The sequence below is a fragment of the Rhodococcus sp. USK10 genome, assembly GCF_019378875.1.
In the GTDB taxonomy this organism is placed as follows: Bacteria; Actinomycetota; Actinomycetes; order Mycobacteriales; family Mycobacteriaceae; genus Rhodococcus_F; species Rhodococcus_F pseudokoreensis.
This window is the reverse complement of sequence record NZ_CP076048.1, coordinates 8,272,705-8,285,404: the sequence shown is the minus strand read 5'-3', so window position 1 is coordinate 8,285,404 and position 12,700 is coordinate 8,272,705. Positions and strand designations below refer to the sequence as shown.

12 protein-coding genes are annotated in these 12,700 nt (G+C 68.2%); 5 read left to right on the top strand and 7 right to left on the bottom strand.

Annotated elements, in window-relative coordinates:
- Window positions 1-16 precede the first annotated feature (16 nt).
- The gene (locus I1A62_RS44970) at window positions 17-913 is read left to right on the top strand and encodes a Ku protein (RefSeq protein WP_219458264.1); all 897 of its coding nucleotides are present in this window, start codon (window positions 17-19) and stop codon (window positions 911-913) included.
- A gap of 66 nt (window positions 914-979) precedes the next feature.
- Here I1A62_RS44970 and I1A62_RS44965 read toward each other — a convergent pair whose 3' ends face one another.
- From I1A62_RS44965 to I1A62_RS44935, 7 genes are all read right to left on the bottom strand, one after another.
- The gene (locus I1A62_RS44965; RefSeq protein ID WP_219458263.1) at window positions 980-1,399 is read right to left on the bottom strand and encodes a metal-sulfur cluster assembly factor; all 420 of its coding nucleotides are present in this window, start codon (window positions 1,397-1,399) and stop codon (window positions 980-982) included.
- Window positions 1,396-1,911, bottom strand: a complete 516-nt coding sequence (gene sufU, locus I1A62_RS44960) for a Fe-S cluster assembly sulfur transfer protein SufU (RefSeq protein WP_072942076.1) — start codon at window positions 1,909-1,911, stop codon at window positions 1,396-1,398. Before sufU ends, I1A62_RS44965 begins: the two co-directional genes overlap by 4 nt.
- A complete protein-coding gene (locus I1A62_RS44955) occupies window positions 1,908-3,167 on the bottom strand; it encodes a cysteine desulfurase (RefSeq protein ID WP_219458262.1) in 1,260 nt (419 codons plus the stop codon). Before I1A62_RS44955 ends, sufU begins: the two co-directional genes overlap by 4 nt.
- 6 nt (window positions 3,168-3,173) lie before the next feature.
- Window positions 3,174-3,983 carry a Fe-S cluster assembly ATPase SufC gene (gene sufC / locus I1A62_RS44950; protein ID WP_072942079.1) on the bottom strand — a complete coding sequence of 270 codons (810 nt, stop codon included), beginning with the start codon at window positions 3,981-3,983 and terminating at the stop codon, window positions 3,174-3,176.
- Between the two features lie 45 nt (window positions 3,984-4,028).
- Complete coding sequence (gene sufD, locus I1A62_RS44945; protein ID WP_219458261.1) at window positions 4,029-5,258, bottom strand: Fe-S cluster assembly protein SufD; 1,230 nt, start codon at window positions 5,256-5,258, stop codon at window positions 4,029-4,031.
- A complete protein-coding gene (gene sufB, locus I1A62_RS44940; protein WP_072942082.1) occupies window positions 5,258-6,718 on the bottom strand; it encodes a Fe-S cluster assembly protein SufB in 1,461 nt (486 codons plus the stop codon). The genes sufD and sufB overlap by 1 nt, the downstream gene beginning before the upstream one ends.
- 103 nt (window positions 6,719-6,821) lie before the next feature.
- Window positions 6,822-7,571, bottom strand: a complete 750-nt coding sequence (locus tag I1A62_RS44935) for a helix-turn-helix transcriptional regulator (protein WP_373414841.1) — start codon at window positions 7,569-7,571, stop codon at window positions 6,822-6,824.
- A 132-nt stretch (window positions 7,572-7,703) separates the two neighbouring features.
- Here I1A62_RS44935 and mptB point away from each other — a divergent pair, with 132 nt between their 5' ends.
- The 4 genes from mptB to I1A62_RS44915 are packed head-to-tail and all read left to right on the top strand — an operon-like array spanning window position 7,704 to window position 12,669.
- Entirely contained in the window at window positions 7,704-9,488 is a 1,785-nt protein-coding gene (gene mptB, locus I1A62_RS44930; RefSeq protein WP_206005033.1) for a polyprenol phosphomannose-dependent alpha 1,6 mannosyltransferase MptB, read from the top strand.
- 6 nt (window positions 9,489-9,494) lie between these two features.
- Window positions 9,495-10,439, top strand: coding sequence for an ABC transporter ATP-binding protein (locus tag I1A62_RS44925; RefSeq protein WP_219458260.1), 945 nt, complete (start codon window positions 9,495-9,497; stop codon window positions 10,437-10,439).
- Window positions 10,436-11,236, top strand: coding sequence for an ABC transporter permease (locus I1A62_RS44920; protein ID WP_219458259.1), 801 nt, complete (start codon window positions 10,436-10,438; stop codon window positions 11,234-11,236). The genes I1A62_RS44925 and I1A62_RS44920 overlap by 4 nt, the downstream gene beginning before the upstream one ends.
- Complete coding sequence (locus tag I1A62_RS44915; RefSeq protein WP_219458258.1) at window positions 11,233-12,669, top strand: hypothetical protein; 1,437 nt, start codon at window positions 11,233-11,235, stop codon at window positions 12,667-12,669. Before I1A62_RS44920 ends, I1A62_RS44915 begins: the two co-directional genes overlap by 4 nt.
- The last annotated feature ends 31 nt before the right edge of the window (window positions 12,670-12,700 follow it).

Genomic DNA, 12,700 nt, shown 5'->3' with positions numbered 1-12,700 from the left:
CCAAAAGGAGACCATCATGGAACGCATGCGGTCGATATGGAAGGGCTCGATAGCGTTCGGACTCGTGAACGTGCCGGTCAAGGTCTATTCGGCAACCGAAGATCACGACATCAGATTTCACCAGGTCCATGCCAAGGACGGCGGCCGGATCAAATACAACCGCGTGTGCTCCGAATGCGGCAACGTCGTCCAATATGCCGATATCGACAAGGCCTACGACTCCGACGACGGCGTCCGAGTGGTGTTGACCGACGACGATTTCGGCAAGTTACCCGCCGCCGAGAAACACGAGATTCCCGTTCTGCAGTTCGTGCCAACCGAACAGATCGATCCCATTCTGTTCGAGAAGAGTTACTTTCTCGAACCGGATTCCAGCTCTCCGAAGGCCTATGTCCTACTTGCAACGGCCCTCGAAAACAGCGACCGGACCGCGCTCGTTCATTTCACGCTCCGTCAGCGCACCCGACTGGCCGCGATGCGCTCGCGGGACGGGGTGCTGGTGATCCAGACGCTGCTGTGGCCGGACGAGGTACGCGCGGCCGAGTTCTCGTCACTCGACGATGTCGAGAAGCCGAAGGCGAAGGAACTCGCGATGGCCGAGACCCTCGTCGACAGCATGGCCGACGACTTCGACCCCACCGAGTTCACCGACGACTACCAGGTGCAGTTGCGTGAACTGCTCGACGAGATGATCGAGTCGGGCGGCAAGAAGGTCATTCCCGTCGCCGAGGTCGAGAAGAGCGGCGAGGACGCCGAAGTGGTGGATCTCGTGGCCGCGCTGCAGCGCAGCGTCGATGCGGCCGGGAAGAAGGCCGTACCCGCCAAGAAGAAGCCGGCCAAGAAGGCCCCGGCCAAGACCGCGGCGAAGAAGGCCACCGCGAAGTCGTCCACCTCGGAACGCAAACGCGCCTGAACCGACACGGAGGGGCTCGGCGAGATGGTTCTCGCCGAGCCCCTCCGTGTCAACGGTGGTGGGTGGTCAGACCGTGAATCCGAGGGCGCGCAACTGCTCGCGGCCGTCTTCGGTGATCTTGTCGGGGCCCCACGGCGGGAGCCACACCCAGTTGATCTTCAGTTCGTTGCACAGACCGCTGCGGACGAGCGCACCGCGCGACTGGTCCTCGATGACGTCGGTCAGCGGGCAGGCCGCCGACGTGAGGGTCATGTCGAGGGTCACGACGTCCTCGGCTTCGGTGATTCCGTACACCAGGCCGAGATCGACGACGTTGATGCCGAGTTCGGGGTCGACGACGTCACGCATCGCCTCCTCGAGTTCCTCCAGGCGTTTCGGGTCGGTGATCACACCCGATGCGGCGGGCGCGGATTCGCCGCCCTGGTCCCCCGGCGCCTGCTCCGGTGCGACTGCGGCGTCCGCCTGCGGCGTCTGCGTCTCGCTCATGATGCCTGTCCTCCGATTCGAGCGGGTTCGCCGTCTGCTGTCGGAACGGCCGAATCCTGTTCGTCCACGACCCGGTCGTCCACTATCTGAACGACCGCGTCCTTGAATGCCATCCATCCCAGCAACGCGCATTTCACGCGGGCCGGGTACTTCGAGACGCCGACGAAGGCGATGCCGTCCCCGAGGACGTCCTCGTCCCCCTCGACGGTACCGCGGCTGCTGACCATTTCGTTGAACGCGGCAACGGTCTGCAGCGCCTGCTCGACGGGCATTCCCACCACCTGATCGGTGAGCACCGACGTCGACGCCTGGCTGATGGAGCAGCCCTGGCCGTCGTACGACACGTCCACCACGGTGCCGTCGTCGGCGAGTTGCACGCGCAGCGTCACTTCGTCGCCGCAGGTGGGGTTGACGTGGTGGACTTCGGCGCCGAACGGTTCACGAAGGCCGCGGCCGTGGGGATGCTTGTAGTGGTCCAGGATCACTTCCTGGTACATCTGTTCCATTCTCATGCAGGAACCTCCCCGAAGAACTCCTGGGCACGCCGCACCGCCGCCGCGAGAGCGGCGACCTCGTCGACCGTGTTGTACAGCGCGAACGACGCCCTCGCCGTGGCCGCGACACCGAAATGCCGGTGCAGGGGCCAGGCGCAGTGGTGGCCGACGCGGATGGCGACGCCCTCGTCGTCGAGGATCTGGCCGAGATCGTGCGCGTGGATTCCATCGACCACGAACGACACGGCCCCGCCGCGATCCTCCGCGGTCGTGGGTCCGATGATGCGCACGCCGTCGATGGCGCCGAGCGCTGCCAGTGCCGCCTCGACCAGGGTGTGCTCGTGCGCGGCGACCGCGTCCATCCCGATCTCGTCGAGATAGCGGACCGCTGCGCCGAGACCGACCACCTGCGACGTCATCGGAACGCCGGCCTCGAACCGCTGCGGCGGCGGCGCGTAGGTGGTGCGTTCCATCGTGACGGTCTCGATCATCGAGCCGCCGGTGATGAACGGCGGCATCGCGTTCAGCAGTTCGCGGCGCCCGTACAGGACACCCACGCCGGACGGGCCGAGCATCTTGTGACCGGAGAACGCCGCGTAGTCGACTCCGAGCGCGTGGAAGTCCACCGCCATGTGCGGGACGGACTGGCAGGCGTCGAGCACCACCAGGGCACCGACCGCGCGGGCTCGGCGGACCAGTTCCTCGACGGGTGCCACCGCCCCCGTCACGTTGGACTGGTGGGTGAACGACACGACCTTGACGGCATCGGTCAGCTCGAGCGAGTCGAGGTCGATGCGGCCGTCGTCGGTGACGCCGTACCAGCGCAACGTGGCACCGGTGCTGCGCGCAAGCTCCTGCCACGGCACCAGATTGGCGTGATGCTCGAGCTCGGTGATGACGATCTCGTCGCCGGGACCGAGGTGCCGTTCGAAGCGATCGTCGCCGAGGACGTGGGTGACGAGGTTGAGGGACTCCGTCGCGTTCTTGGTGAACACGAGTTCGTCGCTGTCGGCGCCGACGAACTCGGCGATCGCCGCACGCGCGTTCTCGTACGCGTCCGTGGCCTCTTCGGCGAGCTGGTGAGCGCCTCGGTGCACGGCGGCGTTACAGGTGGTGAGAAACTCCCTCTCGGCGTCGAGCACCTGGTTCGGGCGCTGCGATGTGGCACCCGAATCGAGGTACACCAGCGGTTTTCCGTCGCGGACCGTACGCGCCAGGATCGGGAAGTCCTCCCGGATCCGGGTGACGTCGAATACGCGCACCGAGGTGGTCATCTGCGTTTATGCTCCTTGCGTTGCTGCAGCCTGGGTGAAGCGCTCGTAGCCGTTCGCCTCGAGCTCGTCGGCCAGTTCCGGCCCGCCCGACTCGACGACGCGTCCGCCGACGAACACGTGGACGTACTCCGGCTTGATGTACCGGAGGATGCGCGTGTAGTGCGTGATCAGCAGGATTCCGCCGTGCTCGCGCTCCTTGTAGCGGTTCACGCCCTCGGAGACGACGCGCAGGGCGTCGACGTCGAGTCCGGAGTCGGTCTCGTCGAGGATCGCGATCTTCGGCTTCAGGAGGCCGAGCTGCAGGATCTCGTGGCGCTTCTTCTCACCGCCGGAGAAACCTTCGTTGACGCTGCGCTCGCCGAACGAGGGGTCGATGTCGAGTTCGGTCAGAGCTTCCTTGACTTCCTTCACCCAGTGGCGGAGCTTCGGGGCCTCGCCACGGACGGCGGTGGCCGCGGTGCGCAGGAAGTTCGACATCGAGACGCCGGGAACCTCGACGGGGTACTGCATCGCGAGGAACAGTCCGGCGCGGGCACGCTCGTCGACGCTCATCTCGAGGACGTCCTCACCGTTGAGGGTGATGGAGCCCGACGTGATCTGGTACTTGGGGTGACCCGCGATGGCGTACGACAGCGTCGACTTACCGGAACCGTTGGGTCCCATGATCGCGTGCGTCTCGCCGGACCGAACCGTCAGGTTCACACCCTTCAGGATGTTGATCGGTTCGGCGTTCTCGTCGGTGTTCGCGACGTCGACGTGCAGGTCCTTGATTTCCAGGACCGAGGTTTCGGGGGTGGAAGCGTCAGGGGTAGACATTGTGATCCTTCGAAGAAATGGGAAGTAGTGGTCCGGCGGCGCAGCTCAGACGCCGACTGCGGCGAGTTCGGCCTCGACGGCAGCCTCGAGACGCTCGCGGATCTCCGCGACGGCGATCTTGTTGATGATCTCGTGGAAGAAGCCGCGCACGACGAGTCGCCGTGCCGCGTCCTCGGGGATTCCGCGGGCGCGCAGGTAGAACAACTGCTCATCGTCGAATCGACCCGTGGCGCTGGCGTGGCCGGCACCCACGATCTCGCCGGTCTCGATCTCCAGGTTCGGGACCGAGTCCGCGCGGGCACCGTCCGTGAGGACGAGGTTGCGGTTCAGCTCGAACGTGTCGGTGCCTTCGGCCGCCGCACGGATCAGCACGTCGCCGACCCAGACGGTGTGGGCGTCGGGCTTGCCCGACTCCGGATCACCCTGCAGGGCACCCTTGTAGACCACGTTGGACTTGCAGTGCGGCTGCGAGTGATCCACCAGCAGTCGCTGCTCGAAGTGCTGTCCCGCGTCGGCGAAGTACAGACCCAGCAGTTCGGCGTCGCCGCCGGGGCCGTCGTACTTGACGGTCGCGGAGAGGCGGACGAGGTCGCCGCCGAGGCTGACGGCATTGTGCCGCAGGACCGCGTCCCGGCCGAGGCGCGCATGATGCGACGCGACGTGCACGGTGTCGTCCGCCCAGTCCTGGACGGCGACCACGGTGAGGTGGGCGCTGTCGCCGAGCACGAATTCGACGTTCTCGGCGAACGTGCCGCTGCCGCGCTGGTCGATGACGACGGTCGCCTTCGCGAACGCGTCGAGCCGGATCTGCAGGTGCCCGAAGGCGACCTTGCCCTCGCCCGGTCCCGTGATCGTGATGTTGATCGTCTCGTCGACCTCGATCTCACGGCCGACGGTCACGACGGTCGCCGTCTCGAAACCCGAGTACGCCTGCGCGGCCACCCGGTCGGCGGGAACGCCGGCCTTGCCCAGCCGGTCGTCGTCGCGGCCGACGGTCTCGACCTTCACCGAGTCCGGGCCTGCGACGCCGACGGTGGCCGTGCCGTTCGCCACGGCCGTTCCGTCGTGCAGTCCGCGGAGACGGCGCAGCGGTGTGAACCGCCAGACCTCGTCACGACCACCCGGGATCTCGAACGCCTTGACGTCGAACGACGTGAAGACCTCGCCCTTGTTGGCGATCGGCGAGCCGGTCGACGTCCGCGCTATCCGCGGATTCTCGCCCGCGACGGCTCCCGTGACTCCGAGATTCTGGACACCAGTTTCTGGCGTGGTCACTAACCCACCGCCCCTTCCATCTGCAGTTCGATCAGGCGGTTCAGTTCCAGGGCGTACTCCATCGGGAGTTCCTTGGCGATCGGCTCGACGAAGCCGCGCACGACCGTGGCCATGGCCTCGTCCTCGGTGAGCCCGCGGCTCATCAGGTAGAACAGCTGGTCGTCGCTCACCTTCGACACGGTGGCCTCGTGACCCATGGTCACGTCGTCCTCGCGGATGTCGACGTAGGGGTAGGTGTCCGAGCGGCTGATCTGATCGACCAGCAGCGCGTCACACTTGACCGTCGACTTCGAGCCGTGGGCGCCCTTGTTGACCTGGACGAGTCCGCGGTAGGACGCGCGTCCACCGCCGCGGGCCACCGACTTGCTGATGATGGTCGACGACGTGTGCGGCGCGAGATGCAGCATCTTGGCACCGGTGTCCTGGTGCTGGCCCTCACCGGCGAAAGCCACGGAGAGAACCTCGCCGCGGGCGTGCTCGCCCATCATCCAGACGGCCGGGTACTTCATGGTGACCTTGGACCCGATGTTGCCGTCGATCCACTCCATGGATCCGCCGGCCTCCACCTTGGTGCGCTTGGTGACCAGGTTGTAGACGTTGTTCGACCAGTTCTGGATGGTCGTGTAGCGGCAGTGGCCGCCCTTCTTCACGATGATCTCGACCACCGCGGAGTGCAGCGAGTCGGACTTGTAGATCGGCGCCGTGCAGCCCTCGACGTAGTGCACGGAGGCGCCCTCGTCGACGATGATCAGGGTCCGCTCGAACTGGCCCATGTTCTCCGTGTTGATGCGGAAGTAGGCCTGCAGCGGGATGTCTACGTGCACGCCCGGCGGGACGTAGATGAACGAGCCACCCGACCACACGGCCGTGTTCAGCGCGGAGAACTTGTTGTCGCCGGCCGGGATGACCGTACCGAAGTACTCCCGGAACAGCTCGGGATGCTGCTTCAGGCCCGTGTCGGTGTCGAGGAAGATGACGCCCTGCGACTCCAGGTCCTCACGGATCGAGTGGTAGACGACCTCCGACTCGTACTGAGCCGCGACACCGGCGACGAGGCGCTGCTTCTCGGCCTCGGGGATGCCCAGCTTGTCGTACGTGTTCTTGATGTCCTCGGGCAGGTCTTCCCAGCTCTCGGCCTGCTTCTCGCTCGAGCGCACGAAGTACTTGATGTTGTCGAAGTGGATGCCCTCGAGGTCCGATCCCCAGTTCGGCATCGGCTTCTTGTCGAAGGTCTTCAGCGCACGCAGGCGGATGTCGAGCATCCAGTCCGGTTCGCTCTTCTTCGCCGAGATGTCGCGCACGACGTCTTCGGACAGACCGCGCTGCGCACTGGCACCGGCCTCGTCGGAATCGGACCAGCCGTACCCGTAATGCCCGAGTGACGCGATGGTCTCTTCCTGCGTGAGCGGCTCGGCGTTGGCCGACGCAGTGGATGTCACCTGGTCTGATGTGACGGTCATGCGAGCTCCTTCCGGAGTCTTGTTACGAGACCGGCGAGGGCTGGTCGCCGGTGGAATTGCTGACTAGAGGATCTATCAGTGAAGCGATCTATCGGTGAAGCGATCATTTGGGACCGGACGGCGGGACGAGTGGAACGTGGGTGGTGCACGCGCAGTCGCCATTCGCGATGGTCGCGAGCCGCTGGACGTGGGTGCCGAGTAGTTGGGCGAACGCTGCCTGCTCGGCTTCGCACAGTTCCGGGAATTCCTCGGCGACGTGCGAGACCGGGCAGTGGTGCTGGCAGATCTGCACGCCGTTGCCGACCGGGCGGGTCGAGGCCGCGAATCCGGCGGTGGTGAACGCGTCGGCGATGGCGTCGGCGGTGGTTTCGAGACCCTCGGCGCTCTGATCCGCGGCCGGGGTGACGTCGCCGACGATCGCCTGCACTCGGCGACGCGCGAACTCGGTGATCGCGGCGTCTCCCCCGACCTCCCGCAGCTGACGCATGGCCGCGCCCGCGAGGTCGTCGTACGCGTGACCGAGCCTGCCGCGGCCCTTGGCGGTGATCTGGAAGTATTTGGCGGGCCGTCCCCGTCCGCGGTGACGCACGGCGACGGAGGACGCCTCGCGCGCCTCACCGGAGTCGAGGAGTGCGTCGAGATGGCGACGGACGCCGGCGGCACTCAGGCCGAGGCGGGTTCCGATTTCCGACGCAGTGATCGGCCCCTCCTCGAGGAGGAGCTTCACGACGGCCGCGCGGGTGTGCCCTTCGTGGCCCACGGCGACGGGTGACGCGGTTGCGACAGGCGCCGCCGAAGAAGGCGCGTGAACTGCGCTTTCCTTCGTTGCACGTGGTGTCGTATCCGTTTTCACAACACCAGTGTGACGGAATTCCGATCGCAGGTCTACTAAGGGTGCCCTGCCTTACACCTGTGATTATGTGCCGCCCGGGCGCGGAAATACTGGCCGAACCGGCCGTGTTCGGCGCACCGCTACGCTGCCTGTGTGCCGCAGACCCCCGAGAACCCGGAGCCGACCCGCGCGGAGCCGACCTTGACGGCTCGCGCCGCTCTTCGACATCCGGCCGAGCTGTTCCGGCGGGCGCTGGGCATCGACGGTCCCTCCCCGCGCTCGTCGGTGGCGGCCGCGTTGCACGGCGACGAACCGGAGACCGCAGGCCTGAACGGGCAGGAGACCGCCCAGCTCCGCGGCATCCGCCGGTTCGGCGCGACCGGCGCCGTCCTGATGGCGGTGGGCGCACTGGGCGCCGGCGCCCAGCCGGTACTGCAGAACCCCGTCCAGGGGCTGCGCATCATCGGACTTCCCGCCCGGATCCCCAGCGTCGCGCTGACCCTCACCATGACCGGCACCGTGATGATCGTGCTCGCGTGGCTGCTGCTCGGCCGGTTCGCGATCGGCAGTCTCCAGTCCGGGGCCGTGCGCCGCCTCAACCGGTCCCAGCTCGACCGCACCCTGCTGCTGTGGATCATCCCGCTGTCCGTCGCACCGCCGATGTTCAGCAAGGACGTGTACTCGTACCTCGCGCAGAGCGAGATCGCGGCCCGCGGGCTCGACCCGTACGCCATCGGTCCCGCGGGTGCTCTCGGGGTCGATCACGTCCTCACCCGCACGGTGCCGACGATCTGGCGGGACACACCCGCGCCGTACGGCCCCCTGTTCCTCTGGATGGGGCGAGGGATCAGCTGGCTGACCGGCGAGAACATCGTCGCGGGGATCTTCCTGCACCGGCTGCTCGCCCTCGCCGGCGTGGCCATGATCGTGTGGGCGCTCCCCCGCCTGGCGCGCCGCTGCGGCGTCGCCGAGGTCAGCGCCCTCTGGCTGGGCGCCGCCAACCCCCTGCTGCTGTTCCACCTGGTCGCCGGGATCCACAACGAGGCCCTGATGCTCGGCCTCATGCTGGCCGGGATCGAACTGGCGCTGCGGGCCGTCGAACGGTCGGAACCGATCCGCGGGCAGTCCCTTCTCCTGCTGCTGTCCGGGGCGGCGCTCATCGCCCTGTCGTCGACGATCAAGATCCCGTCCCTGCTCGCGCTGGGGTTCGTCGGGATGGCGCTGGCCAGGCGATGGGGTGGAACGCCGAAAGCCGTGCTCTACGCGGCCGCCCTGCTCGGCGGCGTGGCCCTGGTGGTCACCCTCGTCATCAGCACGTCCAGCGGACTCGGCATCGGCTGGGTGCACACCCTCGGCACGGCGAACGCGGTGCGCAGCTGGATGTCGATACCCACACTGCTCGGCCTTGGCACCGGCCTGGCCGGGGTGCTGCTGGGCCTCGGCGATCACACGACGGCAGTGCTGAGCCTGACCCGGCCGATCGCCGCCGTCGCTGCGGCGTTCATCACACTCCGGATGCTCGTCGCCACCCTCGTCGGCCGCATCCACGCGGTCGGCGCGCTCGGGCTGTCCCTCGGCGCGGTCGTCCTGCTGTTCCCCGTGGTGCAGCCGTGGTATCTGCTGTGGGCGGTCCTGCCGCTCGCCGCCTGGGCCACCGCGCCCGCGTTCCGCGTCCCCGCGATCGTCTTCTCGTCCATCGTCAGCGTCATCCTCATGCCGAACGGCGGCGAGTACCAGCCGTTCGTCATCGTCCAGGCCGCCATCGCCACCATCTTCACGGCCGGAACGCTGATCGTGATCACCCGCAACCGCCTGCCGTGGCGGGTCGGTCCGGGGCAGCAGCCGGCCGTGCCGGAACCGCAGGATCCGCCCCGGGACGACGCCGGCGCGGAAAGCCGGGGCACCGGCCGGGTCACACCCGGCCAGGGCTTACGCTGATTCCCCGTGACCTCGCGAACGCCCGGATCGGCGCAACCTGCTGTACGCCTGGAAGGCGTGGTGAAGACCTTCGACGGTGTGAGGGCCGTCGACGGGCTCGATCTCACCGTCGAACAGGCACAGGTCGTCGCGTTGCTCGGTCCCAACGGCGCGGGTAAGACCACCACCGTCGAAATGTGTGAGGGCTTCATCCGCCCGGACAGCGGCACCGTCCGCGTCCTCGGACTCGATCCCGTCGCGGATTCCGGCGCCGTCCGGGCCCGGATCGGTGTGATGCTGCAGGGTGGCGGCGCGTACCCCGGTTCCCGCGCAGGCGAGATGCTCGACCTGGTCGCCGCCTACTCCGCCGACCCCCTCGACCCCGACTGGTTGCTGCGGAGCCTCGGCCTCGAGGATTCGCGTCGCACCCCGTACCGCCGGCTGTCCGGCGGGCAGCAGCAACGCCTGTCCCTGGCCTGTGCGCTGGTCGGCCGCCCCGAACTGGTCTTCCTCGACGAACCCACCGCCGGGCTCGACGCCCAGGCCCGCCTGCTGGTGTGGGAACTGATCGACGCGTTGCGCCGCGACGGTGTCAGCGTGCTGCTGACGACGCACCTGATGGACGAGGCCGAGGAACTCGCGGACCGGCTCGTCATCATCGACCACGGGTCGATCGTCGCGGCCGGAACGCCCGCCGAGGTCACCAGCCGCGGCGCCGAAGGCCAGCTGCGGCTCACCGCGCCCGCCGGCCTCGACACCGGACCACTCGCGCGGACCCTCCCCGACGGCTTCCGGGTCGCCGAGTCCGGACCGGGCACCTACCTCGTCGAAGGGCCGATCGACCCGAAGGTGGTGGCCTCCGTCGCGTCGTGGTGCGCCGATCTGGACGCCCTGATCAGCGACATCCGCGTCGACCAGCGCAGCCTCGAGGACGTCTTCCTCGAACTCACCGGCCGGGAACTGAGGGGATGACGATGAGCACCAGTGACCGTCTGACGGAGAATCGTTTCGCCCCCGGCACGTTCACCCCCGACCCCCGCCCGAGCAGCGCGGCGGTCATGCTGCGGGCGCAGACCGCGCTCGAGCTGAAACTGCTCCTGCGCAACGGCGAACAACTGCTGCTGACGATGTTCATCCCGATCACGCTGCTGATCGGGCTGTGCCTGCTGCCCATCGGCGACCTCGGAACGTCGCGGGTCGACAAGGTGGTGCCCGCCGTGATGATGGTGGCGGTGATGTCCACCGCGTTCACCGGGCAGGCGATCGCGGTCGGTTTCGACCGCCGCTACGGCGCCCTCAAACGGCTCGGCGCTACCCCCCTGCCGACGTGGGGAATCATCGCCGGGAAGAGCGCCGCGGTGGTCATCGTCGTCGCCCTGCAGTCCGTCCTGCTCGGTGCGATCGGGCTGGCTCTCGGCTGGCGTCCGAGTGCGTGGGGACTCGTCCTCGGCGCCGTGATCATCGCCCTGGGCACCGTGACGTTCGCGGCGATGGGACTGCTGCTCGGCGGCACCCTGCGCGCCGACATCGTCCTCGCCCTCGCCAACATCCTGTGGTTCGTGATGGTCGGTGTCGGGAGTGTGGTATTCGCCACCGGCGACCTCCCCTGGCTTCTGCACACCGGGGCCCGGCTGATTCCGTCCGGAGCGCTCGCGCACGCCCTGGACGCCGCACTGTCGGGATCGGTGGACCTGCTCAGCGTCGTGGTCCTCGCCGTCTGGGGTGCGGCAGCGGGGGCCCTGGCGGCGAGGACGTTCCGATTCACGTGATCCGTCGACCCACGGCCCGCCGCGCGGGCACCGTTCTCGCCGTCCTGCTCGCCGTCCTCTGCGGTGGCGCGCTGCCCGCGGGCGCCGTACCGCAGTGGGGTCCGCCCGCGTCGCCGAATCCGTTCCTCGGACCCGCGGGCACGTCCACGATGCACGGCGACGCCGGGTCCACCGACGTGACGCCGCTGCCCGGTCCCGGCACCGGCCCCGTCACGCTGTCCGCGTACCCGCTCGTGTCCGCGTGCCCGACCCTCCTGCAGGGTTCCGACCGGCTCGTCGTCGCCCTGTGCACGTTCGTGGCCGGGCAGATTCCCACCGTGCACCTGATCGATCCCGCGGCCCCCGCGGCGCCGTTCGGCGGCTCGCTCGCCACGTTCGCGCTGGCGAAGGGCAGCCTGCTCGGTGGCGTGTACGCGTTTCTCGAAAACGACAACCGCCTCGTCGTCGTCGACGGCAACCGTCAGCTACTGCGCCTCGGACATTCGAGGGACCCCGCAGGCCGGTGGCGGATCACCGTCGACTCGCACGTCGACCTGTCCGGCAGTGTTCCTCAGGGCGACAACGTGACCGGGCTGACGCCGGACTGGCAGGGCAACGTCTGGTTCGCGACGGGCGGCGGCGTCGTCGGAGCCGTGGATCGCGGCGGTGTCGCGCACTCCCTGCCGCCGGCCGCGGGCGAGCAGGTGCAGAACAGCATCTCCACCTCACCCGCAGGCGCCGCGGTCGCGACCACGCACGCCCTGTATCAGTTCGCGCTCCGCGACGGTGAGGTCCGTCTGGACTGGCGCCGCGAATACGACCGCGGACCGGACCGCAAGCCGGGGCAGCTGAGCCACGGCACCGGCTCCACCCCCACCTACTTCGGACCGTCGACGGGCAGCGATTTCGTCGCGATCGTCGACAACGCCGACCCGCAGGTGAATCTCCGGGTCTTCCGCGCCGATTCCGGTGACGAGATCTGCACCCTCCCGGTGCTCGGCAATCCGGGCGGCAGCGAGAACTCCCCGATCGGCATCGGCAACTCGGTGTACGTCGCCGGGACGTACGGCTACCCGTATCCCACCGTTCCGGAGGGGGCGGGACCGGCCGTTCCGACGAACGCGCCGTTCACCGGCGGCATGACGCGGGTCGACATCGACCCGATCGGCTGCCACCAGGTGTGGAGCAACGACGTCCGCAGTGCCGCGGTCCCGCACCTGTCGACCGGCGACGGCCTGCTGTACACCGTGATCCGCCAGGGATTCGACGTCACGACCCCGCTGGACGGTTTCGCGTTCGCGGCGATCGACCCGTCCGACGGCTCCGTCGAGCACACCAGCCCGCTCCCCGGGACCGCGGTCAACGACACCCTGCAGATGTCCGGACTCGTCACCGATACCGGCGACTTCTGGCAGGGCACGGTGATCGGCATCCTGCGCATTCGCGGCGAGTAGCACGAAGTCGGCCGCGCCGCCACCGGCCCAA

Excerpts from the sequence above, each read along its gene's own strand:
- sufU (WP_072942076.1), bottom strand. The coding sequence starts at position 1,911 with ATGAGAATGGAACAGATGTACCAGGAAGTGATCCTGGACCACTACAAG.
- I1A62_RS44970 (WP_219458264.1), top strand. The coding sequence starts at position 17 with ATGGAACGCATGCGGTCGATATGGAAGGGCTCGATAGCGTTCGGACTC.
- I1A62_RS44920 (WP_219458259.1), top strand. The coding sequence starts at position 10,436 with ATGACGATGAGCACCAGTGACCGTCTGACGGAGAATCGTTTCGCCCCC.
- I1A62_RS44965 (WP_219458263.1), bottom strand. The coding sequence starts at position 1,399 with ATGAGCGAGACGCAGACGCCGCAGGCGGACGCCGCAGTCGCACCGGAG.
- sufC (WP_072942079.1), bottom strand. The coding sequence starts at position 3,983 with ATGTCTACCCCTGACGCTTCCACCCCCGAAACCTCGGTCCTGGAAATC.
- I1A62_RS44955 (WP_219458262.1), bottom strand. The coding sequence starts at position 3,167 with ATGACCACCTCGGTGCGCGTATTCGACGTCACCCGGATCCGGGAGGAC.
- sufB (WP_072942082.1), bottom strand. The coding sequence starts at position 6,718 with ATGACCGTCACATCAGACCAGGTGACATCCACTGCGTCGGCCAACGCC.